Annotated in this window: 15 protein-coding genes; 7 read left to right on the top strand and 8 right to left on the bottom strand. The window is 61.2% G+C overall.

Features of this window, described 5'->3' with window-relative positions; genetic code table 11:
• Window positions 1-168: 168 nt before the first annotated feature.
• Window positions 169-11,556, top strand: coding sequence for an autotransporter-associated beta strand repeat-containing protein (locus JMV15_RS25935; RefSeq protein WP_201491958.1), 11,388 nt, complete (start codon window positions 169-171; stop codon window positions 11,554-11,556).
• Between the two features lie 116 nt (window positions 11,557-11,672).
• Here JMV15_RS25935 and JMV15_RS25930 read toward each other — a convergent pair whose 3' ends face one another.
• A complete protein-coding gene (locus JMV15_RS25930; RefSeq protein ID WP_072435738.1) occupies window positions 11,673-12,344 on the bottom strand; it encodes a helix-turn-helix domain-containing protein in 672 nt (223 codons plus the stop codon).
• Between the two features lie 229 nt (window positions 12,345-12,573).
• Window positions 12,574-13,818, bottom strand: coding sequence for a methionine gamma-lyase (locus JMV15_RS25925; protein ID WP_014718111.1), 1,245 nt, complete (start codon window positions 13,816-13,818; stop codon window positions 12,574-12,576).
• Between the two features lie 123 nt (window positions 13,819-13,941).
• On the opposite strand from JMV15_RS25925, the gene JMV15_RS25920 reads away from it, so the two are divergent.
• On the top strand, window positions 13,942-14,412 hold the full coding sequence (locus JMV15_RS25920) for an Lrp/AsnC family transcriptional regulator (RefSeq protein ID WP_014718112.1): 471 nt from the start codon (window positions 13,942-13,944) through the stop codon (window positions 14,410-14,412).
• 493 nt (window positions 14,413-14,905) lie between these two features.
• Here the strand turns inward: JMV15_RS25920 and JMV15_RS25915 are convergent, their stop codons facing one another.
• Window positions 14,906-16,336 carry an aminotransferase-like domain-containing protein gene (locus tag JMV15_RS25915; RefSeq protein ID WP_038449853.1) on the bottom strand — a complete coding sequence of 477 codons (1,431 nt, stop codon included), beginning with the start codon at window positions 16,334-16,336 and terminating at the stop codon, window positions 14,906-14,908.
• Between the two features lie 158 nt (window positions 16,337-16,494).
• On the opposite strand from JMV15_RS25915, the gene JMV15_RS25910 reads away from it, so the two are divergent.
• The 5 genes from JMV15_RS25910 (at window position 16,495) to JMV15_RS25890 (ending at window position 20,692) form a co-directional block, all read left to right on the top strand.
• Window positions 16,495-16,677 (top strand): rubredoxin, encoded by a 183-nt coding sequence (locus tag JMV15_RS25910; protein ID WP_014718115.1) that lies wholly within the window; start codon window positions 16,495-16,497, stop codon window positions 16,675-16,677.
• Between the two features lie 27 nt (window positions 16,678-16,704).
• Entirely contained in the window at window positions 16,705-17,574 is an 870-nt protein-coding gene (locus JMV15_RS25905) for a sugar phosphate isomerase/epimerase family protein (RefSeq protein ID WP_014718116.1), read from the top strand.
• A gap of 69 nt (window positions 17,575-17,643) precedes the next feature.
• Window positions 17,644-18,276, top strand: a complete 633-nt coding sequence (locus tag JMV15_RS25900) for a LysE family translocator (RefSeq protein WP_014718117.1) — start codon at window positions 17,644-17,646, stop codon at window positions 18,274-18,276.
• A gap of 79 nt (window positions 18,277-18,355) precedes the next feature.
• A complete protein-coding gene (locus JMV15_RS25895) occupies window positions 18,356-19,414 on the top strand; it encodes a diguanylate cyclase (protein WP_038449855.1) in 1,059 nt (352 codons plus the stop codon).
• A 48-nt stretch (window positions 19,415-19,462) separates the two neighbouring features.
• Window positions 19,463-20,692 carry a M20/M25/M40 family metallo-hydrolase gene (locus tag JMV15_RS25890; RefSeq protein WP_020303175.1) on the top strand — a complete coding sequence of 410 codons (1,230 nt, stop codon included), beginning with the start codon at window positions 19,463-19,465 and terminating at the stop codon, window positions 20,690-20,692.
• Window positions 20,693-20,883: 191 nt separating this feature from the next.
• Here JMV15_RS25890 and JMV15_RS25885 read toward each other — a convergent pair whose 3' ends face one another.
• The 5 genes from JMV15_RS25885 to JMV15_RS25865 form a co-directional block, all read right to left on the bottom strand.
• The gene (locus tag JMV15_RS25885) at window positions 20,884-21,243 is read right to left on the bottom strand and encodes a hypothetical protein (protein ID WP_032903701.1); all 360 of its coding nucleotides are present in this window, start codon (window positions 21,241-21,243) and stop codon (window positions 20,884-20,886) included.
• A gap of 379 nt (window positions 21,244-21,622) precedes the next feature.
• On the bottom strand, window positions 21,623-22,039 hold the full coding sequence (locus JMV15_RS25880) for a hypothetical protein (protein ID WP_014718120.1): 417 nt from the start codon (window positions 22,037-22,039) through the stop codon (window positions 21,623-21,625).
• Window positions 22,033-22,317 (bottom strand): hypothetical protein, encoded by a 285-nt coding sequence (locus JMV15_RS25875; protein WP_080643481.1) that lies wholly within the window; start codon window positions 22,315-22,317, stop codon window positions 22,033-22,035. Before JMV15_RS25875 ends, JMV15_RS25880 begins: the two co-directional genes overlap by 7 nt.
• 49 nt (window positions 22,318-22,366) lie before the next feature.
• Entirely contained in the window at window positions 22,367-22,678 is a 312-nt protein-coding gene (locus JMV15_RS25870; protein ID WP_014718121.1) for a contact-dependent growth inhibition system immunity protein, read from the bottom strand.
• A partial coding sequence (locus tag JMV15_RS25865; RefSeq protein WP_201491957.1) for an RHS repeat-associated core domain-containing protein occupies window positions 22,675-23,553 on the bottom strand: 879 nt, incomplete at its 5' end. The genes JMV15_RS25865 and JMV15_RS25870, both read right to left, overlap by 4 nt.

The raw sequence follows: 23,553 nt of genomic DNA, 5'->3' as shown, positions 1-23,553 counted from the left end.
GTATTAATACCATTTAATTCAATGGCTTTCGCGCAGGTCTACTAACGTTTCGAAAAACTGAACCAGTAGTCACCACGGTCAGGTGTTTCGAATTCGATGCGTGTGGATCGTTGAAACAAGGCGTGCACGCAGTCACGGATGAAAGGCTTGGACCACAAGGAGTAGAACGTGGATAGAAGACTTGCGACTGCCGCTTTACCTCGTATTTCTGCGCTTTCTCTTGCGATCCGCCTGGGCGTGGCCGGGCTGGTGATGGGGCTGGCGAGCCCGGATGTGTTCGCCGCCTGTAGCCCGGCGAGTCCCACCGCTGGAGCGACGGTGACCTGTACGGGTGTGCCGACATTGCTGCTGATTCCCAACACCTTCAACAGCGCTGTCAACACCCTCACGGTCAACGTCACCGCCGGGACGAAGCTCAATACATTGGTGGGTGGTGTCGCGCTGAGCCTGACGGGCAACAACACGACATTGAACAACGCCGGCACCATTGACCCGGCAGTACTTGGGTTGGTTTCAGCCCTGAGCGGTGGTGTGGTGATCGGCAACTCGACAGCCAATGCGCTGAACATCACCAACGCGGCCACCGGCGTTATTAACGGTACCGGCGCGCTGCTTGGGTTGAACCTGGCCTCGCTGGGCGGCATGGCACTCAATGCCACCAACGGCGTAGGCGGCACCACCACGATTGTCAACGACGGCACCATTGGTTCGTCTTTCTTGCTCGGCCTTTCGCTGCTTTCCTCCGACACCCCGGTGGTGGCGGTACAGGGTGGCGGGCAGGTCAATATGACGAATAACGGCACCCTGACCGGGCGCGTGGCGTTCGAGAGCTCCACTACAGGGAACACGTTCCGCAACACCGGCACTATCTCTGGCGGTGTGTCGATGGGGGCCGCCAGTACCAACACCTTTACGGCAGTCACAGGCTCGCAAGTGACCAACGGCGGCGGCCTCGGCTTAAGCCTTGGCGGACTGATCGGCGTGAACCTGACGTTCGCCCCCACCGGCCAGGTGGACGGCGGCGCAGGCGGCAGCAACTCGCTGATCCTTGAAAACACGACGGGCGTCGGTGGTGGCAGTACAGGCACCGGCACGGCTTCAAGCGCCAACTATGTCAACTTCAACAACCTGGCCATCAATAGTGGCACCTGGACGTTGCAGGGGCCGTTGGTCAGCGGCAGCACTACGCTCAATGGCGGTGTGGCGCAATTCAATAACAACGCGACATTTGGCAGCGGTGTGCTCACGTCCAACGGCGGCGCTATCGAGGCCACCGGCAACGGCCTGACACTGGCCAACCTGATGACCCTGGGTACCGGTGGTTTAACGGTACAGGGCGCCTCGACCGGGTTGACCCTGAGTGGTGTGATCTCGGGCGCCGCGGGTGTGAGCAAAGCGGGTACCGGCGAATTGATCCTCAGTGGCACCAACACCTTCCAGGGTGGTACCACCTTGAACGCCGGCACGCTTACATTGGGCAATGCCGCGGCGCTAGGTACCGGTGCCTTGACCGTTGCGGGTGCGAGTACGTTGCAGAGCAATGCAGCCTTGACCACCAGCAATGCAATCGCCTTGAACGCCAATCTGACCGTGGACGGCGTGAACCCGCTGACCCTTGGCGGGGTTGTCAGCGGTGGTTCCGGGTTGATCAAGGAGGGCGTATCGAGCCTGGCGCTTACGGGCAACAATACTTACACCGGCGCCACGGCCCTCAACGCCGGTTCGCTGGTGGTGGGCTCCAATACTGCGCTCGGCGCCAGTGTGTTGAACGCCTCGGCGGGTACCACGTTGGATGCCAGTGCAGCAGTGAGCCTGGGCAATAACCTCAACCTGGGCGGTAACCTGACCCTTGGCGGCAGCAACGCGCTGACCCTTGGCGGTGTGGTGGCGGGCCTTGGTGGGTTGATCAAGAACGGCCCGGCGGATCTGCTCCTCAATCAAGCGAACACTTACCTGGGCAACACGGCACTCAACAGCGGCAAGCTGGTGATTGGCGCTACCGGTGCCTTGGGTGCGGGTACGTTGAATGCAGCCGCAGGCACGACCCTGGACGCCAGCACCAGTGCCACGCTGACTAACGCGATCAACCTGGCCGGTAACCTTGGAATCGGTGGCAGCGCCAACCTGACCCTGGGCGGCACAGTCAACGGTGCAGGCAGCCTGACCAAGAACGGCACAGCCGGCCTGACACTGAGCGGCAGCAATAACTTCCTGGGTGGCACCACGCTGAATGCCGGCACGCTGACCGTCGGCAGCAACACGGCGCTTGGCCTGGGCAACTTGACCGTCGGCGGCGCCGCCACCCTGGACAGCACCTCGGCGGTGGCGTTGGGCAATGGCATCGCCCTCAACGCCGGGCTGACCGTCGGCGGCACCAATGGGCTGACCCTGGGCGGTGTGGTCAGCGGCGCGGGTGCGCTGATCAAGGATGGCCTGGCCAACCTGACCCTTAACGGCATCAACACGTTCACCGGTGGCACCAGCCTCAACGCCGGTACGTTGACCTTGGGCACGGCAGGCGCATTGGGCGCAGGCCCCTTGACGGTCGGCGGTGCGGCAACCCTGGATAACAGTGCGGCCCTTACCCTGGGCAACGGGATTGCCTTGAATGGCGACCTGACGCTCGCGGGCAACAATGACCTGAACCTCAGCGGCGTGCTCAGCGGCGCCAGTGCGCTGATCAAAAATGGCTTGGCTGACCTGACCTTGAGCGGCACCAACACTTTCACCGGGCCATTGAATATTGTCTCCGGCAGCGTCACCACCGGCAGCGCCGGTGCATTGGGCAACACCTCCGGTGTCGATGTCAGCGCCGGCGCAGCACTGAACCTGGGCGTGAACTCTAGCCTGGCCGGCCTCAGCGGTGCAGGTGGTGTGGCAATCGGCGGCGGTTTGAATCTCACCGTGGGAGGGGTGAACACCAGCAGTACTTTTGACGGTGACCTCAGCGGCGCGGGCAGCTTGATCAAAGTGGGTACCGGCACGCTCACGCTCAACGGAATCAATGGCATCACGGGTAACACAGCGATCAACGCGGGCACCCTGGATGTCGATGGTTCCCTGGGCAGCGCGTCGGTCAACGTGAACAGCGGCGGCACCCTCACCGGCAGTGGCTCGCTATTGGGTACGGCGAATATCAACAACGGCGGGCACCTGGCGCTGGGCAGTGGCACGACCTTGTCGGCCGCTGGCCTGAACATGAGTGCCGGGGCCAGTCTGGATGTGGCGCTTGGCGCACCGTCGCTGACCTCGCTGATGAATGTCGGTGGCAACGTGAATCTGGCCGGCGACCTTAATGTGAGCGATGCCGGTGGCTTTGGCGCTGGTGTGTATCGCTTGATCAACTACACCGGCGGCTTGACCGGCGCATTGAACGTCAACACGGTGCCGCTGGGTTATGGCCTGGGTGATCTGCTGGTACAGACCTCAGTGGGCAGCCAGGTCAACCTGGTGGTAGCGGCGCCGAATATTCGTTTCTGGGACGGCAGCAACACCCTTGCCAACGGCACTGTTGACGGTGGCAGCGGCACCTGGACAGCGGGGGGCACCAACTGGACCTCGGCCGACGGCCTTTCCAACCAGACCTGGGGCGGTGGCTTTGCGGTGTTCCAAGGTGCTGCGGGCACTGTCAGCGTGGATGGCGTACAAACCATCACCGGTCTGCAATTCGTCACCGATGGCTACAGCCTGGTCAATGGCACCGGTGGGCAGTTGAGCACCGGCAGCGGCAACTTCGCCGTGCGCGTCGACCCACTGGCGACTGCCACCCTCGGCGTCGATATCACCGGCGCGGGCGTGCTGAACAAACTCGATACCGGCACGCTGGTGCTCAATGGCGCCAACAGCTACACCGGCGGCACCTTGCTCAATGGCGGTACGGTGGTGGTCGGCAGCAACACCGCGCTGGGCACTGGCACGCTGACCGCTGCGGCGGGCACCACCCTGGACAGCAACGCCTCTGTAACCCTGGGCAATGATGCGGTACTCAACGGCAGCCTGACGGTCGGCGGCAGCAACGCATTGGCGCTCAATGGCGCCATCAGCGGCACCGGTGGCCTGGTCAAGAATGGCACGGCAGGCCTGACACTCGGCGGCACCAATACCTTCCTGGGCCCTGTGGCCTTGAACGCAGGCGGGCTGATCCTGGCCAGCAATACGGCGCTGGGCGCGGGCGTGTTGAATGCCGCAGGCGGTACCACCTTGGACGCGAGCACGGCGGTCGCCACCACCAACGCGATCAATCTGGCGGGCAACCTGGGCATCGGCGGCACCGCTGACCTGACCCTCGGCGGCGCAATCAACGGTGCAGGCAGCCTGACCAAGGAGGGCACGGCCAATCTGATCCTCAGCGGCGCCAACGCCTACCTGGGTGGCACCACCCTGAACGCCGGTACGCTGACCTTGGGCAGCGCCACCGCCCTTGGCCTGGGCAACCTCACCGTTGGCGGCGCGGCGACCCTGGATAACACGGCAGCGCTGAGTGTGGGCAATGGCGTCGTGCTTGACGCCAACCTCGCCGTCACCGGCAGCAACGACCTGACCCTGGGTGGCCTGGTCACCGGCACGGCTGGCCTGAGCAAAGACGGCGCGGCCAACCTGACCCTCAATGGCGTCAACACCTTCCAAGGCGGCACCAGCCTCAACGCCGGCACGCTGACCCTGGGCACGGCAGCAGCCCTGGGTACCGGCGCCTTGAACGTAAACGGTGCAGCTACTCTGGCCAACAGCACACCGCTGGTATTGGCCAATGCGGTCAACCTCAACGCTGGGCTGACCGTGGGCGGTCTCAACAACAACCTGACCCTGGCCGGCGTGCTGGCCGGCAGCGGCAGCCTGGTCAAAACCGGCACGGCGGATGTGAGCCTGACCGGTACTAACACCTTCAACGGCCTGTTCGATGTGCAATCAGGCAGCCTCACCACGCTGGGCAACGGAGCACTGGGTGTCGGCGCCGGGGTCAACCTGGCGAGCGGTACTTCCCTCAACCTGGGCGGCAGCGCCAGCCTGGGCGCACTCACGGGTACCGGGCTTGCAACCGTAGGGGCCGGCAGCACCTTGAGCGTCGGCAACAATAATCTGGACAGCACCTTCAACGGCGTCGTGGCAGGCCTCGGCAACCTGGCCAAAGACGGCACGGGCGCCTTGACCCTCGGTGGCCTCAGCGTGGTGACCGGGGACGCCCAGGTCAACGCCGGCAGCTTGCTCGTCAATGGCTCCCTGGCCAGCGCCAATGTGGCGGTGGGCAGTGGCGCCACCCTCGGCGGTACCGGCACCTTGCTGGGTAATGTGAACATCGCCGATGGCGGCCACCTGGCCGTCAACTCCGGCGCGACCCTGACCACCGGTTCGCTGCTGCTCAATGCCAACGCCAACCTGGATGCGGGCCTCGGCGCGCCCGCGACGGGCGGTACGGCGCTGGTGCAGGTCAACGGCAACCTGACTCTGGACGGCACCCTTAACGTCACGGATATCGGCGGCTTCGGTGCGGGTATCTACCGCCTGATCGACTACACCGGCGGCCTGACCAACAACGGCCTGCTGCTGGGCAGCCTGCCGGTGAACATCCCGGCCAGCGACCTGGACCTGCAAACCGCGATCGGCAACCAGATCAACCTGCTGGTCAACGGCAGCACCAACGTGCAGTTCTGGGACGGCAGCCAAACCACGGGCAATGGCACCATCGAAGGCGGCAGCGGCACCTGGAGTGCAGGCGGCAGCCAATGGACCGGCGTCAATGGTGCATTCAATACAGCCTGGACGCCCAACAGCTTTGCCGTGTTCCAAGGCACGGCGGGCACCGTCACGGTTGACGGCGCGCAAGCCATCACTGGTTTGCAGTTCGTCACCGATGGCTACAACATGGCCGGCGGGGCAGCGGGCGCCCTGACCCTGTTCAATGGCGTGGGCGGCAACACCGCCGTACGTGTCGATCCAGGCGTCACTGCCACCTTGGGCGTGGCGCTTAACGGCGGCGGCACCCTGGCCAAGCTCGACACCGGCACCCTGGTGCTCAACGGCGCCAACAGCTACACCGGCGGCACTGCCCTGGATGGCGGCACCCTGGTGGTCGGCAATAACAGTGCCCTGGGCAGCGGCCTCTTGACCACCGCCAACGGCACCACCCTGGACAGCAACACCGCGGTCAGCCTGGCCAATGCACTCAACGTCAACGGCAGCCTCACCCTCGGCGGCAGCAATGCCCTGACCCTGGCCGGCACGGTGGCGGGCACGGGCAGCCTGATCAAGAATGGCATCGCCAACCTGACCCTCAGTGGCAACAACACCTATGCTGGCCCAACCGCACTCAACGCAGGCGGCCTGATCCTGGCCTCCAATTCGGCCCTGGGCAGTGGTGCCCTGAACGCGGCCGCCGGCACCACCCTCGACAGCAGCACGGCGGTCGCCCTGGCCAACACGGTGAATCTGGCCGGCAACCTGGGCATTCTGGGCACCGCCGACCTGAGCCTGAACGGCTTGGTCAGCGGTAGCGGTGGGCTGACCAAAACCGGTGCGGGCAACCTGACGCTCAACGGTGCCAATGCCTACCTGGGTGGCACGCAATTGAATGCCGGTTCCTTGACCCTAGGCAATGCGTCAGCCCTGGGCAGCGGTGCCTTGGCGGTCAATGGGGCAACCACCCTGGACACCAACACGGCGTTGGCCCTGGCCAATAACACCAGCCTGAACGCCGCGCTCACCGTCGGCGGCAGCAACGATCTGAGCCTCAACGGTGTAGTGGACGGCAGTGGTTCGTTGACCAAGGCCGGTGGCGCCAACCTGACCCTCAACGGCACCAATACCTACAGCGGCGGCACGGCCCTCAATGCCGGCACGCTGACCGTCGGCAGCACCACGGCCCTGGGCTCGGGCGCATTGACCGTCGGCGGTACGGCGACCCTGGCCAACAGCACGCCGTTGGTGTTGGCCAATGCGGTCAACCTCAATGGCGACCTCACTGTCGCAGGCAGCAACAACCTGACCCTGGCCGGTGTACTCGCTGGCAATGCAGCGCTGATCAAGAATGGCGCGGCGGACCTGCTGCTGACCGGCAACAACAGCTTCAGCGGCCCACTGACCGTGGCGGCGGGCAGCGTGACCACGACGGGTAATGGTGCGCTGGGCGCCACCTCCAGCGTCACTGTCGGCAGCGGCGCCAGCCTCAACCTGGGTGGCAACGCCAACCTCAACAGCCTGGCCGGCAACGGCGTGGTACAGGTGGCTGGCGGCAACACGCTGGCGGTGGGTGGCAGCAACCTGGATAACAGCTTTGGCGGTGCGCTCAACGGTGCCGGCAACCTGGATAAAAACGGCAGCGGAGTGCTCAACCTGAGCGGCACCAATGCCATCAGCGGCGCGGCCAACGTCAACGGCGGCACCTTGAATGTCACCGGTTCACTGGCCAGCGGCACAGTGGCGGTAAACAGCGGCGCAACCCTGGCCGGCAGCGGTTCATTGGCTGGCGCGGTGACCGTGGCCGACGGTGGGCACATCGGCTTGGCCACCGGCAGCACGCTGTCGGTGGGCTCGTTGGTGCTGGGTGGCAACTCGAACCTGGATGTCGGTCTCGGCACTCCGGTGCTGGGTGGCGGCACAGGCCTGCTGAATGTCGGCGGCAATCTGACCCTGGACGGCAACCTCAATGTCACTGATATCGGCGGCTTTGGCAGCGGCGTCTACAACCTTATCAACTACACCGGGGCCTTGACCGATAACGGCCTGGCTCTTGGCACACTGCCAGGCAGCGTGGTGCCGGGCGACCTGCAAGTGCAGACCGCGATCACCAACAAGGTCAACCTGCTGGTGACTGCGCCCAACACCACCGTGCAGTTCTGGGATGGCAACAGCCTGATCGGCAACGGTGCGATTGACGGCGGCAACGGCACCTGGAACGCCGGCAATACCAACTGGACCAATGTCGACGGCACCCTCAACCAAGGCTGGGCCAACAGCTTCGCGGTGTTCCAAGGCGCGGCGGGCAACGTGACGGTGGACGGTACGCAAAACATCACCGGCATGCAGTTCGTCACTGATGGCTACACCCTGGGCTCCGGCACGGCGGGCGTGCTCAACCTGGTCAATGGCGGCACCGGCAACACCGCGGTACGCGTCGACCCCAACGCCACCGCGACCCTGGGCGTGACCCTCAACGGCGCTGGCACCCTGGCCAAGCTCGACAGCGGCACCCTGGTACTCAACGGCAATAATGGCTACACCGGCGGTACCGCGCTCAATGGCGGCACCCTGGTGGTGGGTAATAACAGTGCCCTGGGCACAGGCGCTCTGACGGCGGCCGGTGGTACTACCCTGGACAGCAACGCGGCGGTCAGCCTGGCCAATGCGGCCGTGCTTAACGGTGCCTTGGCGGTGGCAGGCAGCAACGCGCTGACCCTTGATGGGGTTGTCAGCGGCAGCGGCAGCCTGGTGAAAAACGGTGCGGCAGCGCTGACACTCAATGGCGTCAACAGCTACAGCGGCGGCACTGGCCTGAACGCCGGTCAATTGATCCTTGGCAATAATGCTGCCCTGGGCAGTGGTGCCTTGACGGTCGGCGGCGCGGCGCAACTGGATGGCAGCACCGACCTGCAACTGGCCAATACCCTCAACCTGGGTGGCGCGCTGACCCTGGCCGGCAGCCACGATCTGGCCCTCAACGGCGTGGTCAGCGGCAGCGGCGGCCTGGTGAAAAATGGCAACGGCGATTTGTTGCTGACCGCGGCCAACACCTACAGCGGCGGTACCACGCTCAACGGCGGCAGCACCACGGGCAACACCACCAGCCTGCAAGGCGCTATCGCCAACAACGCGGCGTTGACCTTTGAGCAAGCCATCGACGGCACCTACACCGGCAACCTCACCGGTACCGGTGTGTTGAACAAAACCGGCACCGGCGCGTTGTTGCTCAGCGGCAACAACACCTTTACCGGCAACACCAACGTCAACACCGGCAGCCTGCTGGTCAACGGCACCTTGAACAGCGCCGCAGTGCAAGTCGCCAGCGGCGCGACCCTCGGCGGCAGCGGTACCCTGGGCGGTGCGGTGAACATGGCTGACGGCTCGGTGCTCCAGGCCGGTGCCGCGACGCCGCTGTCGGTGGGTTCGCTGGCCTTGTCATCGGGCACCACCCTGGACTTCGCCCTCGGTGCGCCGGGTGCCTCCAGTACAGCGGTGAACGTGGCGGGCAACCTGACCCTGGACGGCACCCTCAACGTCAGCGATACCGGCGGCTTCGGTGTCGGCGTGTACCAGCTGTTCCGCTACGGCGGCAGCTTGACCGATAACGGCCTCACCTTTGGCACCTTGCCGGTGGCACTGGGCAACCTGAGCCTGCAAACGGCGCTGGCCAACCAGCTCAACCTGGTGGTGCAAACCACCCCAGGGCAGATCCAGTTCTGGAACGGCGGCACCACCAACCCCGATGGCAGCATCACCGGCGGCAGTGGTACCTGGGGCCCAGGCACCAACTGGACCGACCCCACCGGCACTCAAGGGCAGGCGTCCACCAATCAGTTCGCGGTATTTGGCGGGCAGGGCGGCACCGTGACCGTAGTTGGCAACCAAGGCTTCACTGGACTGCAAGTGCTGGACGCCGGCTACACGCTGGTCGCCGGCGCAGGCGGTAGCTTGAGCCCGACCAATGCGGCCGATGGCAGCCTGGCGCCAGTGCGCGTCAATTCCGGCGTGACCGCTCAGATTGATGCACCGCTGGTGGGAACCGGCGGCATCAACAAGCTGGATGCGGGCACCTTGCTGCTGACTGGCGCCAATACCTACACCGGCGGCACCACCGTCAGTGGCGGTACGCTGGCGGGCACCACCACCAGCCTGCGTGGCAGGATCCTCAACAACGCGCGGTTGTTGTTTACCCAGCGCACCAATGGCCAGTTCAGCGGCACCTTGAGCGGCACCGGTGCGCTGATCAAGCAAGGCGCAGGCGCGCTGTTGCTGACCGGCAACCAGCCGTTCAGTGGCACCGTGGCGGTGGAAGAGGGCGTGCTGCAAGTGGGTAACGCGGCCAACCCAGGCGCGGTGCTTGGCGGCCAAGTCACTGTGGCCAACGGTGCGGGGCTGACCGGTAACGGCAGTGTCGGTTCGCTGGTCAACAACGGCTCGGTGACGCCCGACGGTGGCAAGCTGACCGTGGCCGGCAACTTCACCAACGCCAGCACCGGTGCGCTGAACCTGGTGATCACCCCATCCACCACCGGCTCCCTGGCCGTGGGCGGCACCGCCAACCTGGGCGGCACCTTGAATGTGGTCAACCTGGCACCCTATGCCGGCGCCACCACCTACACCCTGCTGACGGCGGGCGCGGTCAACGGCACCTTTGCCACCACCAACCTGGAGAACCTGGCATTCCTCACTACCGCGTTGAACTACAGCCCAACCCAAGTGGCCCTGGCGGTCAGCCGCAACGACGTCAGCTACGCCAGCGTGGCGGCCACCGGTAACCAGCGCGGCGTAGCGGCGGCGTTGGGCACAGGCACCGCAGTCGGTGGCGCAGCGGTGCAAAATGCACTGCTTAACGGTGATGCAGCGGCGGCACGTGCGGCCTTCGACAGCTTGTCCGGCGAAATCCACGCCAGCACCGCCAGCGCCATGCTTGAAGACTCGCGTTACGTGCGTGATGCGGTCAACGAGCGCCTGCGCCAACCCGGTTGCTACCGCGAGGACGACCCGCGCAATGCCCTGGCACCCAGCGAAAACCACCTGAGCAGCGCCGGTTGCCACGGCGAGATGGTCGGTTGGATGCGCGTGCTCGGCACCTGGGGCCACATGGGCGGTGACAGCAACAGCGCCAAGCTGGACCGCAACCTCAGCGGCTTCCTGCTCGGTACCGACAAGCAAGTGGACGACGCCTGGCGCGTGGGCGTGGCCGCCGGCTATACCCGTAGCGACCTGGACGCCAAGCGCCGCAACTCGAGCGCCGATGTGGACAGCTACCACCTGATGGCCTACACCGCCTACCAGCAAGAAGCCTTCGCCGCACGCATGGGCGTGGCGTACAGCTGGCATGACGTTGAAAGCAAACGCAACGTGGCCGTCGGTGGCGAAGGCCAACGCCTCAAAGCCGATTACAAGGCACGCAGTGCGCAGGTGTTCGGTGAAGTCGGCTACACCATTCAAACCCCTACCGTGGCCCTGGAACCGTTCGCCGGCCTGGCCTACGTCAACTATGACAGCGACACCATCAAGGAAAAAGGCGGCTCGGCAGCCCTGCATGGCGATGCCGACCAGGACATCACCTACTCGACCTTGGGCGTGCGCATTGGCCAGACCATCACCCTGGGCAACGGCTCGAAAATCACCCCACGGGGCAGCATCGGCTGGCGCCATGCCTTCGGTGACACCAAGCCCGACGCCGACCTGAGCTTTATCAATGGCGGTGGCTCGTTCAGCACCCAGGGCGTGCCGATTGCCAAGGACAGCGCGGTGGTGGAAGCGGGCCTGGATTACCAGATCAGCCAGAACGGCAGACTGGGCCTGGGCTATTCCGGCCAACTCTCGCGCAACGACAAAGACCACGCCGTGACGGTGAGTTTCTCCCTCGGTTTCTGATCAAGGCCGAGTTTTCTTGAACCGCCCGCAAGGGCGGTTTTTTTTGCTGAAAGCTGGGCTTGCCCGAATACCCCGTGTAGAAGCGAGCGTGCTCCCACAGTTTGATTGGCGTCAGCTCAGAAACGGGTGCCGTCTTCGGTCGAGTACATCCACCGCAACAACGAATGCCGCCCGCTGATCCCCAACTTGATCGCCGCACGCTTGAGGTAGCTCTCGATGGTGTTGACCTTCAACGCCAGTTGTTCGGCCAACTCCGGCGCGGTGCGCCCGGCCAGCAGGCCTACGCACACTTGCAGTTCACGGTTGGACAGGGTCAGCCCCGATTGCACCAGGCGCTCCTGAATGCGTCGGTGCAAGGTGTCGATGCCCTGATGTTGGGGCACTGCGCACGGGCTGTCTGGGAGCGATGGCTGCAGCGCGGTGATGTGTTTTTCCACCATGGGCAGCAACAGCGCGGAGAAGTCTTGGAGCATGCTGCGTTCTTGCGCGGAAAAGCTGTCGGACGGGTGCGAGCGATACACCGACAGTACATAGCGCACATCGTCCTTGCGGCCCGTGAGGTGCAGTTGTGCGGCGAGTTGCTCGCTGCCCAGGGCCGCCACCGAATCGGTGTACACCGGGCTGATCTTGCGGCGGCCAAGGCCTTCGCGGCTGACGTGCAATTGGGTGATATGGGTGGCGTCCACTGCCAGTTGGGTGAGGATCAGGTCATGCAGCATGCGTGGAAAATGGCGGCTGCCGGTGCTGGCGATGACCTTGCCTATCTGTGGGAACAGGTGTGAGTTCATCAATTCGTCCATGAGTTTCGTGCAGGTGTTCGGTTTTATAGCGACGGGGGTTAAGAAGGTAACGAATGTGAATAACCTGCAGTGATAGTGCGTCCCGCTGCGGACATGCTAGTACAGGCTGGCTAAAGGAGGGGGATCCAATCTGCGAAAAAAAGCATTAAACATGTAGAACGGCAGTCGGATCCTTCCGACCGCCGCCCAGGCACCGCAAAACGCACGGCTTGAGGCGCTATTTCATGGCATAAACCGCTGTGGGGGCTGGCCGCAGGTTGGCACCGCTGCACTTGGCCAGGGCCTGTTGGATATCCGTCAGCAGGTCGGCAACGTCTTCAAGCCCCACCGACAAACGCACCAGGCCCTCGCTGATACCGTGCTGCGCAAGTTGCTCGGGGGTGTAGGTGGAGTGGGTCATGCTCGCCGGGTGTTGGGCCAGTGATTCGGCATCTCCCAGGCTGACCGCACGGGTGAACAGTTGCAGTGCGTTCATAAAGCGCCGGCCCGTCTCGATCCCACCCTTGAGTTCAAAGGCAATCATGCCGCCGGGCAGTTTCATTTGCCGGGTCGCCAGTTCGTACTGGGGGAAGGAACGCAGCCCGGGGTAGATCACACTCTCCACGGCCGGGTGCGCCTGCAAGGCTTCGGCCAGCGCCTGGGCATTGCTGCAATGACGGTCCATGCGCAGGGCCAGGGTCTTGAGGCCGCGCATCAGCAACGACGCGTCCTGGGGTGACATCACTGCGCCGGTCAGGTCCTTGAGCCCTTGCAGGCGGATGCGCTGTGCCAGCGCCTGGTGGCTCACCGCAACACCTGCGGTGATGTCGCCGTGGCCGCTGAGGTATTTGGTGGCCGAGTGCACCACCACATCGGCACCCAGTTCCAGGGGGCGTTGCAGATAGGGCGTGCAATAAGTGTTATCGACCACCACGGTGACATTCGGCTGTTGATGGGCCAACTCGGCCACGGCGGCGATGTCGATCAGGCGCAGGTTGGGGTTGGCCGGCGTCTCGCAGTAGAGCATGCGCGTGGCCGGGGAGAATGCTGCTTGCAGGGCGGCCAGGTCGGTCAGGTCGACATGCCGCACCTTGATACCGAATTCGCCCAGGCCATGGTGCAACAGGGCGAAGGTACAGCCATAGAGGGTCTGGCTGACGATGATCTCGTCGCCCGGGCGCAACAGGGTCCAGAACGTTGCGGCAATCGCGCCCATGCCGGAGCTGAATGCTACGGCGGCCTCGCCGTTTTCCAGGCTGGCCATGCGTGACTCCAGCAGGGCCAGGGTGGGGTTGGAAATGCGCGTATAAAAGTGGCCGCTGGCTTCGCCGGCAAAGCAGGCGGCGCCGTATTCGACGGTGGGGAAGGCGAAGGTGGCAGACAAGTAGATGGGCGGAACGAGGGCGCCGTGATGGTCAACAGGGTCATAGCCATGGTGAATGGCACGGGTGCAAAAGCCGAAGCTGGTGTGTTGAGTGTGCATGTCGGGCGCTCCTTATTTCCTACAATGCTATGCTCATAACCACAGATGAACTTTGCGAAAAAGCCTGCAAAAACCCGCGTTTGTGCATCAAACATCGATAAAAATAATGATTAGAGGCACGTTATGCCCATCAAGCTGGACCGTACGGACAAAGCCCTTTTAAACGCGTTGCAAGGCAACGCCCGCCTGACCGTGGCCGAGTTGGCAGAGCGGGTGGCCCTCACCACCTCACCGTGCTGGCGCCGGGTGCGCACCCTGGAGGAGAGCGGGGTGATCAGTGGCTACCAGGCGATCCTTTCTCCCAAGGCGCTGGGTTATGGGGTGACCGCGTTTGTCAGCATCATGATGGAAAGCCACACCCAGGAAATCGCCCGCGCGTTCGAGCAGCGCCTGTTGGCGATTCCGGAGATTGTGGCGTGCCATAACGTCTCGGGGCGCTATGACTTTTTGCTGGAAGTGGTGGCCAAAGACCTGGAATCGTTTGGCGAGTTTGCCCGCGAGGTTTTGCAGACGTTGCCCTGCGTCAAGGAGATCTATTCGAGCTTTTCCTACAAGTCGGTGCGGCCGTTGCGGGTGATTCCGTTGCCGGGTTGACGGGAGGCTTACGGCGCGAGCCGATGCGTATCCACCCGACGCCCCGCGATCCAACTGTGGGAGCTGGCTTGCCTGCGATGGCGGCCTGCCAGCCGACACCTATCTACCTGACGCCCCGCGATCAATTTGTGGGAGCTGGCTTGCCTGCGAAGGCGGCCTGACAGCCGACGCAGTTATACCGAGTACATATCCATTCCTGCGGTAACGGCCACCTAGGGGTCCGCCCTTACGGCGGGTCACTTTGGAAAAGCCCCAAAGTAACCAAAGGGCTCTTGCCCCACCACTCGGCACCTCGCTTAGGCTCGGTGTGCCCGTAATCCGCCAGTGATTTGGGGGGCCGCCGCCACGCGCCATCCATGGCGCGGGGCGGCTAAACCGGCATCCCTGCCGGTTTACCCCCCAAATCCCTGTCGAATTCCGGCCAGCGTGGTTTAACGGGGCGCCTGAGATCAAAATCAGAGCAAGAGCAAGAGCTACTCGCTTCGCATCGTGGTTACGTTGGGCCGCTTTTGCTTTTGTGTGCCACCCCATGCAACAACAGCGCCTCAAATACCCGCTGCACCCGTGGCTCATCACTGTGGGCCACATTGAAGCGCATCGAGTCGCGATGGGCCGGGTCATAGCCAAACAGCGCACCGGGCGCCAGCACCATGCTGCGTTTCAGGGCTTGCTGAGCCAGGAGTTCGCCGTTCACGCCAGGCGGCAGGCGTGCCCAGATGAACATCCCGCCTTCATACGCCATCGGCAGTTCGCACCCGCAGCGCTTGAGCCATTGTTCGACGCGCCCTCCGGCCTCCATCAGGCGTTGCACCATGCGCTTGCGATGCTTGGCATAGCTGCCTTCGCTGAGCATACGGTAGACGATTTGTTCGAACAGTTCGGAGGTGACGCCGCCGCTCATCAATTTCATATTGGTGAGGTTGGCGGCCAGTTGCGGCGCGGCCACGACGTAGCTGACGCGGGTGTTGGCGCTGAGGCTCTTGGAGAACCCCGACAAGTAGGTGACCTGCTCCAGCCCGGCGACGGCGGCCAGGCGTGGAGGAGGGTTGGGATGCAGGTCGCCATAAAGATCATCCTCGACGATATGGCAGTGATAGTGCTGGGTCAGTTGCAGCAGCCGAAACGCCTGGCTGGGGCTGAAGGAATGCCCGGTGGGGTTATGCAGAACGCTAGTGGTCAGGTAAAGGCTGGGGCGGTGTTCGGCCAGCAACTGTTCGAGGGCCGCGAAATCGAACCCATCGGGGCGGCGCTCAATGGTAACGACCTTGACCCCATGCAGCGCCAGGTTGGCGTGGAAGTTGAAATAGCACGGCGCGTCGAGCAACACCGTGTCGCCGGGGCGTGCAAGCAGGCGCATGAGCATGTCCAGGCCCTGCACGGTGTTGGGGGTGGTGATGATTTGCTCCACCGGCACCGACATGCCTTCGCCATGCAGTTTCTGTTGCAGCGCCTGGCGCAACGGCAACAGCCCCGCCGGCGTGCCCAGCCCGGCGATGCGCAGCGACGGCGCACGCACCACGCTGCGCATGGCCTGGCGGATCGCTTCGCCATTGAGCCAGTCCTCCGGCAGGTGCCCGCCACCGGGCCGCAGTTCGCCACTGGCGGTGGCCAAGGGCCGGCGCAATACGCTGAGCAGGTCTTGGGGCAATAGGTCCACCCAGGTCACTGAGGCAGGGCGGGTGCTGTCCATCGCCACGAAGTAGCCGCGGCCCTGGCTCGAGGTCAGCAGGTGGCGACCGCGCAGGCGGTCCAGAGCCTCATTGAGGGTGAACTTGCTGACACCGAGGATCTGGGTCAGCTCACGCACGGATGGCAGTTTGCTGCCCGGTGCCCATTCGCCATTTTCGATGGCGTGGCTGAACGCCTCGACGATCTGCTGGACCTTGGGCGTGCCTTCTACGAAAGCGATGGCGGATACAAACATGACGCGTCCTTGTGTTTGCAGGTGATTTTACCGGTGAAGTGAGGCCGGATTAGGCATCACTTTACCTGCCTTGCGCAATGCCACTCCCCTAGACTGCGCGGCATCTCGCCTGGAGATGGCGATATTTCCTACACCTGAGCAATGGATTCTGCATTTCCATGAAGACTTATATGTGCGCACCCTGCGGTTTTATGTACGTAGAAGAACTGGGTATTCCGGAGGACGGAATTCCCGCAGGCACCCCTTGGGAAGAGGTGCCTGAAGACTGGACATGCCCGGATTGCGGCGTGACCAAGGCCGACTTCATGGCCATCAATCTTCCTGAACGTCAATTCGCCTGACACTCCATCAACGAAAGGAATCGCTCCATGGAAAGCAAACTGATCAACGCCACCGTCCCGTTCTGCACCGGTGTGGCCCACCAGAAATACCTGGGCGCCGAAAAGGGCCTGCAAACCGCCATCGAAGGTGACTGCACCCACTGGTACATCGACGGCAGCCTGTTCGGCGAAATGGTCGATGACTGGACCGAGGCGCGTATCGAAAGCCTGCAGGCGCAAATCACGGCGACTGGGGTCAAGCCGGTTTTCCACGGCAACTTCAAGGCACCGTTGGGCAGTGATGTAGAAGCCTTCCGCAGCGCTGCCGTGGAGTATGTGAAAAAGGAAATCGACATCGCCAGCCGCCTGGGCGCGCCGTTGATCATTCACGGCGGTTGCATCGTCGAGCCGAAAATGGTGCTGATGGCCAAGAAGGTCGCCCTGGAGCATTACCTCAAGTCGGTGCAGGAACTGGCGCGCTACGCCGAGGCCAAGGGCACGGATATCTACCTGGAGAACCTGTCCAACTACGTCAACTATCGGCCGTTCCACTACATCTTTACCCATGAAGCCGAATACGCTTTTGTGTTCGAGCGCCTGCAAGCCCACAGCAATGTGTACTTCTTCCTAGACGCCGGCCATGCCAACATCGAGAACGGCCTGCCGGCAGAAGTGGTGCGCAAGTATCACCACCTGATCAAGGGCATCTCTTTCAGCAATAACAACGGCGTGCAAGACCAGCACTTCGGCATCCATGACGGTAACTGTGATTACGCCGATGTGGTGCAGGCCATTGTCGAGACCAACTGGAAGGGCCTGGTGGCGTTTGAAACCCGTAACCAGACCGCCAAGGCCGCGCTGGCTGACCTTGCGGTGATGTACCGCGAGTCCCTGACGACTGAAATCGCCGTCGCCTGACCGGCCTGGGGCGGGCGCTTGAGGCGCTCGCCTCGTTGCTGTTGTTCTCTTAATTCAAGGTCCCTGGCCATGACAAGTGCGTTAACCCTGTCGTCGTTTCTCTACTTTTTGCTGTTTTGCGCCACCATGACCTTCAGCCCCGGCCCCATGACCTTGTTGTTGTTGAGCCTGGGCCTGAAGGACGGCCTGCGCAGTTCGATCCCCGCGCAGATCGGCGCCAGTGTGTCTTACCTGATTTCCATCCTGATCTTTGCCGTGGGCTTCTCGGAACTGATCAAGGGTAACCTTGCCATTACCCAGACCATCCAGTTTGTCGGTGTGGCCTATATTCTCTACCTGGCCTACAAGCAGTGGACCAGCAGCGGCGTGTCGATCAACAACGCAGGTGCCGTGGAGGGCTCGCGCAGCCTGTTTGGCAAAGGGCTGTTGACCGGGTTTTCCAACCCCAAGACGATCATCATGTTCAGCGCCGTGTTCCCGCAGTTTGCCGGCGCCGGTGAACACAGTTCGGCGGCGGACATCGCCATCCTTGGCCTGACCTTCCTGCTGCTGCAATTTGCCAGCGGCTGCCTGTATTGCTATTTCGGCCAGCGCATCAAGCACGTGCTGGAAAACCCCAAGCGCCGGGTGTTGTTGCAGCGGGTCACGGCCGTCTTGCTGTTGGGCGTCGCCTTGATGCTGGCACGCGGGTTTTCGCACTGAAGTATTAGCCAATAAGCGGTAGTGGCGATTTGACGTCGCCCTGTTAGACTCCAGGCATTCACCCAGGATCGCCCCCACCATGCCAGCCGTCGGAGGAAAAGGACTTCCGCTCGCTTTGCGCTTGTACAAATCTCGCCTGCTGGGGCTGACGCTCGGCTTTGTGTGCGTGGCGTTCGGCATGTATCCGTTGAACCCCTCCCTGTGGGTATGGGCTTGGATGCTGGTCAATGCCTTTGCGTGGCCGCACCTGGCTTTTCAATGCTCGTTGCGCTCGGCCAATACCTTGCGCAGCGAACGCCGCAGCCTGCTGTTCGATTCCTTTTGCGGTGGGTTCTGGGTTGGCGCGATGCACTTCAACCCGCTGCCCAGCGTCACCACCCTGTCGATGATGAGCATGAACAACGTCGCCATCGGCGGGCCGCGCTTCCTGTTCGCGGGTTGGGTGGCGCAGGCACTGGGACTGGGCACCGCGTTGCTGCTGTTCACACCTGGGTTTGTCGCCCTGAGCACCCAGGCCCAGCTGTATGCCTGCCTGCCGATCCTGATGCTGTATCCCCTGGCCCTGGGATGGATCTGCTATCGCCAGGCCGTCACCTTGGCCCGGCACAAACGTGAACTGCTGGCCTTGAGCCGCACCGACAGCCTGTCGGGCCTGCTCAACCACGGCGCCTGGAAGGACCATCTGGACCTCGAATTTCAACGTTGCCGCCGTGGCCCGGCCGGTGCCGCCATCGCGTTGATCGACATCGACCACTTCAAGACCATCAACGACACCTACGGCCATGTGACCGGCGATATCGTCCTGCGCCAACTGAGCAAGGTGCTGCGCCAGAACCTGCGCACCACCGACCTGGCCGGCCGTTATGGCGGTGATGAGTTCTGCGTGATCCTGCCCGATATGCCCCTCAACCGTGCCACCGAGGTGATGGAGGCCTTGCGCGGTCGCTTCAACGCCTTGGCCTACGCCCAGGACCCGACACTGCGAGTGAGCCTGAGCATCGGCCTGGCGCCGTACCAGCCGAGCCACGCCGACTCCATCAGTTGGCTCAACGATGCCGACCAGGCGCTGTATGAAGCCAAGAGCAGCGGGCGCAACCGGGTCAGCTCGGTACAGGGCAGTTGGTTGCGGTCAGTTTAGTGGGGTAGGGTGGCGGGGCACCCTCCAACAAAAAACAAGGATCGGTCCATGTTCTTCACCTTCCCGCGTACCCTGTTGGCCGCTACCCTGGCCTTGTCTTTCAGCCTGCCGGCCTACAGCGCCGAGCCTCATAAACAGATCCAGCAACAGGCCGAACAATACAAGGCCCAAGCCTTGAAGCTGCTGGAGCGCCTGGTGAATATCGACTCGGGCTCAGGCTACGAGCCGGGCCTGACCCAAGTGCGCGATATCGCCGTGGACGAGTTGAAACAGTTGGGTTTCACCATCGAATTGGTGCCGGATAAAGCCGCCAACAACAGCCATGTGGTCGCCACCCTCAAAGGCACCGGCAAGGCCAAGATCCTGCTGATGGCCCATATGGACACCGTATTCAAGGAAGGCTCGGCTGCCGAGCGCCCCTTCCACATCAAGGACGGCCGCGCCTACGGCCCCGGCGTGATGGATGACAAGGGCGGCATCGTCGCGGGCATCTATGCGCTCAAAGTCCTCAAAAGCCAGGGTTTCAAGGACTACGCGCAGATCACCTTCCTGCTCGACGCCAGCGAAGAAACCGGCTCCGACGCCGCCTCCGAACTGATCCGCAACACTGCCAAGGGCCACGACGTGACCCTGAACCTGGAACCCGGCCGCCCCGCCGACGGCCTGGTGGTGTGGCGCAAAGGCAGCGCCACCGCCGTGGTCGAAGTCAAAGGCAAGGCCGCCCACGCCGGCGTCGCCCCGGAACTGGGACGCAACGCCGCCATGGAAGCCGCACACCAGATCCTGCAACTGGGCAAACTTGGCGATGAAGACAAGAAAACCACCATCAACTTCACCGTGCTCAAGGCCGGTGACCGCACCAACGTCATCCCTGACCAAGCCACCGCCAAGGCCGACGTGCGTGCGGCCTTGCCGGAAGAGTTCGACCGGATCGAGAAAGACCTGGCCCGGGTTTCAGCCAACAAATTGATCCCGGAAACCGAAGTGAACACCAGCCTGCAGCGCGGCCTGCCACCGATGCCGCAGACGGCCGAGTCGGATAAGTTGGTGGCGATGGCCCAAGGGATTTATGGCGAACTGGGACGCAAGTTGACCATCGAAGGCAGCGGCGGCGCGGCGGATGCCAGCTTGTCCGCCGGGGTAGGCACGCCGACGTTGGATGGGTTTGGGATAGTGGGGGGCAATATTCACACGGCGGAGGAATATGCCGAGGTGGAGAGTGTGGTGCCGCGGGTTTATTTGTTGAGTCGGATGATTATGGAGTTGTCCAAGCGCTGATCAGAACACTGGATGATCGAACGAAGCAGATTTGAATGGGGGAGGAATGCCCCTCAGGCAAACGCAGATCCCCTGTGGGAGCGGGCTTGCCCGCGAAGGCGGTGTGTCAGTCGCTGCATGTGTTACTGCACTACCGCTTTCGCAGGCAAGCCAGCTCCCACATTTGATCGTGTTCGCTTGGTTTTGTTGGATTATTCGTCTGCTGTCGCTTGAGCGTGATAACGAATTAGACATTCAAGCAATGTTTTCATAAAGGCTCTGTTGTCGACGATTTCATCTTCGAAGTAAGTGTCAAATAGATAAAATACGGACTCAAAATTTTCGTCCGTGCTGAGAAAATGCTGGAGTGTGTTGATGTGCCATTCTCTTTCATCTTGCTTATATTTGATGAATTCAGGCTTGGTTAGCTGATTGAATAACCATGTGAGTTCCTCGTGATGGTTCACGTTTATAGAGGTAATTAGCTCTTCTCGGTCCGCATCTCTGGTGTTTTCGATGCAGTAGGTAAATAATAATCCTTTAAGTATTGATAGCTGTGGTTGACTTTTCATGTTTAAAAGTCCATGTAAGCAGTAAAGAGGTTTCTGTCTTCATTCAAATGCGCAAAGGCTTATCTCTGTTTTCCATATTCTGATTTATCCCTTTTATACCCTTCACCTATAAACTTCTCCATACAGATCATTGAATTGCAAAGCGAAGCGGGTTTGAATGTGGGAGGAGTTCCAGGTAAGCGCAGATCCCCCTGTGGGAGCGGGCTTGCCCGCGAAGGCGGCGCGTCAGTCGCTGCATGTGTTACTGCAGTACCGCTTTCGCAGGCAAGCCAGCTCCCACATTTGGTATTTGTTGATTTGAGCGTTGTGTTCGCTTGACTGATTGGCATTAGGGCTTGCCCCGTCCCACATTGAGTACTCGGTGTATTCAATGTGGAAGTCACCATGTGGCAGGGTCTTCGAGGCTGGCTTTTTGGAGGTCTTCTTTCCACCATTCATTAGTTAATCTATAAATTTCTTCGAAAAAACCTTTTGGATTGTCCATTTCACTCCATCCCCACGGCAGGGTGCAATAATAGCCGGGAGCCTGTCTCAATAAGTGCGAAAAATCAAAGGTTTCGTCGCTAAGTGCAGCCCCCAATTTGTCGCATAAAACCTTGCGATGTCGATAGCTTAGATCTGAAGATTTTTCAATTATGTATTTTTCGATCAGTCGTCTTCTGTCTGTGTCAAGGTTGATGTCGTAACGTGCAAACTCTTCACCTAAAGTCTCTTCGCGATCATAAATATCGAACGGGCTGAGTAAGTGCCGAAGTTTCGGTGCGTACGGGATATCTAGAAAAGGGTGTTTCAGCATTGATCATTACTCACAGGGAATACGGTATAAAGTTCTTTGGTTTCGCGATCAAATTTTGCGATCGCTGCATCCATGTTTTCATCAAGTATTGGATTGTTTCGGTCAGAAGGGTTTGGTATGTATCCTCTTCCGCAACCCTGCATTTCGATTCGGACAACTGGGTTGCCGTAGTAATCTTCCCCGGTAAAAGGCGGTAGGTTGCGTTCTGCTCTGGTGGTTACCTCATTTAGTACAGCGAGTTGCGCTCGATGACTTTTAAACTGCGTACTTAACTGCATAGGATTTTTCCTTTAGTGGCGGTGCTGATTTGTTTAGGGGGGCGATCGATTATTGTTTGAGGAGTAAGTGGTTCTCAATTTTTCTTACGATGTGGCTCAGCCAAAGCGGCCCTGATGCCCACTCGTGCGGATAATAATAATAGCAATACTGTTTGTGTAGCAGGTTCTCCAAAAGATTTGATTCGTTTGTATAGTATTTGAGCAGTTCTAGAATTTCTTCTTTTACGGTGATGATTACATCCGTAGATGAGACTAGTAGAAAAGCATCAATGACCTCGTCAGCTGTGGCGTGCTCATCTACCCAGTCTTGATGGAAGTAAGCTCCAAAGAATTGCTGAAGTTCAGTTAGTTGGTTGTTCATTTTTCTATTGGGTATCCTGTCAGTAAAAGGTAGCCGTCTGGCATTTTTGGTTTTCGAATTAAAACTAGCATAAACTTATAAACAGGTATGGATTCTGTGGTGCCTCTTATAACGCTCAACCCTACGGGTTGGCTCGAATGCTCTCTGATAATATGCTTGTCCTTCGTTCCTTGTAGGAATTTGGATATTTCCTGACTGTGCGAAGCCAAGCTTTTGGATACAAGTGCTTCTGCGTCTTCTAAAGTTTTGAACGTAGACGCTGCAGGTATATGTGGCTCCACCTCAAGCCTTTCTACCAATTGATAGTCAGTCCGCTCTACGTGCTTCTTAATCAGATGTCCGCCTGCTTTTTCATGCCCGTCTAGTACGCCGCTGGGTATTTTTTTTGCTGGAGCGTCGATTTTTGAGCCAGGACAAATTCCAACCTTACAGCTCAGCCCTAAGGGATCTACCCATCCCGTCGGATTGGGCACATACCGGTACCCATTGATCCCTCCCGCCAACTTCACCGGATCTGGCGTCAGGTAGCGACCAATATCTGGATAGTAGTAGCGATGGCGGTTGTAATGCAGCCCGCTTTCCGCATCGAAATACTGCCCTTGAAACCGCAGTGGGTTGTCGATTTTGCCCACGTCGAGCCGGGCGATCTGGCCGTAGGCGCGGTAGTGGGCGGACCAGACGATTTCGCCCTCGGGGCTGGTCAGTTCCTGCGGGGTGCCGAGGTGGTCGAGTTGGTAGTGGTAGGGCCTGGTTTCTTTTGGGCCGAAACCGTCCAACAGTGCCAGTGGGCGGAAGCTGCCGGGTTCGTAGAGGTAGCTGCGATGGCGTTCTGCATGGTGTTCGGCAATTAGCTTGTCGCCTTGCCAGAAAAACTC

It is taken from the genome of Pseudomonas paracarnis, assembly GCF_904063055.1.
Classification (GTDB): Bacteria; Pseudomonadota; Gammaproteobacteria; order Pseudomonadales; family Pseudomonadaceae; genus Aquipseudomonas; species Aquipseudomonas paracarnis.
Note: the sequence above shows the minus strand (reverse complement) of the source record. Positions and strands in the feature narration are given on the sequence as shown.

Excerpts from the sequence above, each read along its gene's own strand:
- JMV15_RS25930 (WP_072435738.1), bottom strand. The coding sequence starts at position 12,344 with ATGAACTCACACCTGTTCCCACAGATAGGCAAGGTCATCGCCAGCACC.
- JMV15_RS25925 (WP_014718111.1), bottom strand. The coding sequence starts at position 13,818 with ATGCACACTCAACACACCAGCTTCGGCTTTTGCACCCGTGCCATTCAC.
- JMV15_RS25920 (WP_014718112.1), top strand. The coding sequence starts at position 13,942 with ATGCCCATCAAGCTGGACCGTACGGACAAAGCCCTTTTAAACGCGTTG.
- JMV15_RS25915 (WP_038449853.1), bottom strand. The coding sequence starts at position 16,336 with ATGTTTGTATCCGCCATCGCTTTCGTAGAAGGCACGCCCAAGGTCCAG.
- JMV15_RS25910 (WP_014718115.1), top strand. The coding sequence starts at position 16,495 with ATGAAGACTTATATGTGCGCACCCTGCGGTTTTATGTACGTAGAAGAA.
- JMV15_RS25905 (WP_014718116.1), top strand. The coding sequence starts at position 16,705 with ATGGAAAGCAAACTGATCAACGCCACCGTCCCGTTCTGCACCGGTGTG.
- JMV15_RS25900 (WP_014718117.1), top strand. The coding sequence starts at position 17,644 with ATGACAAGTGCGTTAACCCTGTCGTCGTTTCTCTACTTTTTGCTGTTT.
- JMV15_RS25895 (WP_038449855.1), top strand. The coding sequence starts at position 18,356 with ATGCCAGCCGTCGGAGGAAAAGGACTTCCGCTCGCTTTGCGCTTGTAC.
- JMV15_RS25890 (WP_020303175.1), top strand. The coding sequence starts at position 19,463 with ATGTTCTTCACCTTCCCGCGTACCCTGTTGGCCGCTACCCTGGCCTTG.
- JMV15_RS25885 (WP_032903701.1), bottom strand. The coding sequence starts at position 21,243 with ATGAAAAGTCAACCACAGCTATCAATACTTAAAGGATTATTATTTACC.
- JMV15_RS25880 (WP_014718120.1), bottom strand. The coding sequence starts at position 22,039 with ATGCTGAAACACCCTTTTCTAGATATCCCGTACGCACCGAAACTTCGG.
- JMV15_RS25875 (WP_080643481.1), bottom strand. The coding sequence starts at position 22,317 with ATGCAGTTAAGTACGCAGTTTAAAAGTCATCGAGCGCAACTCGCTGTA.
- JMV15_RS25870 (WP_014718121.1), bottom strand. The coding sequence starts at position 22,678 with ATGAACAACCAACTAACTGAACTTCAGCAATTCTTTGGAGCTTACTTC.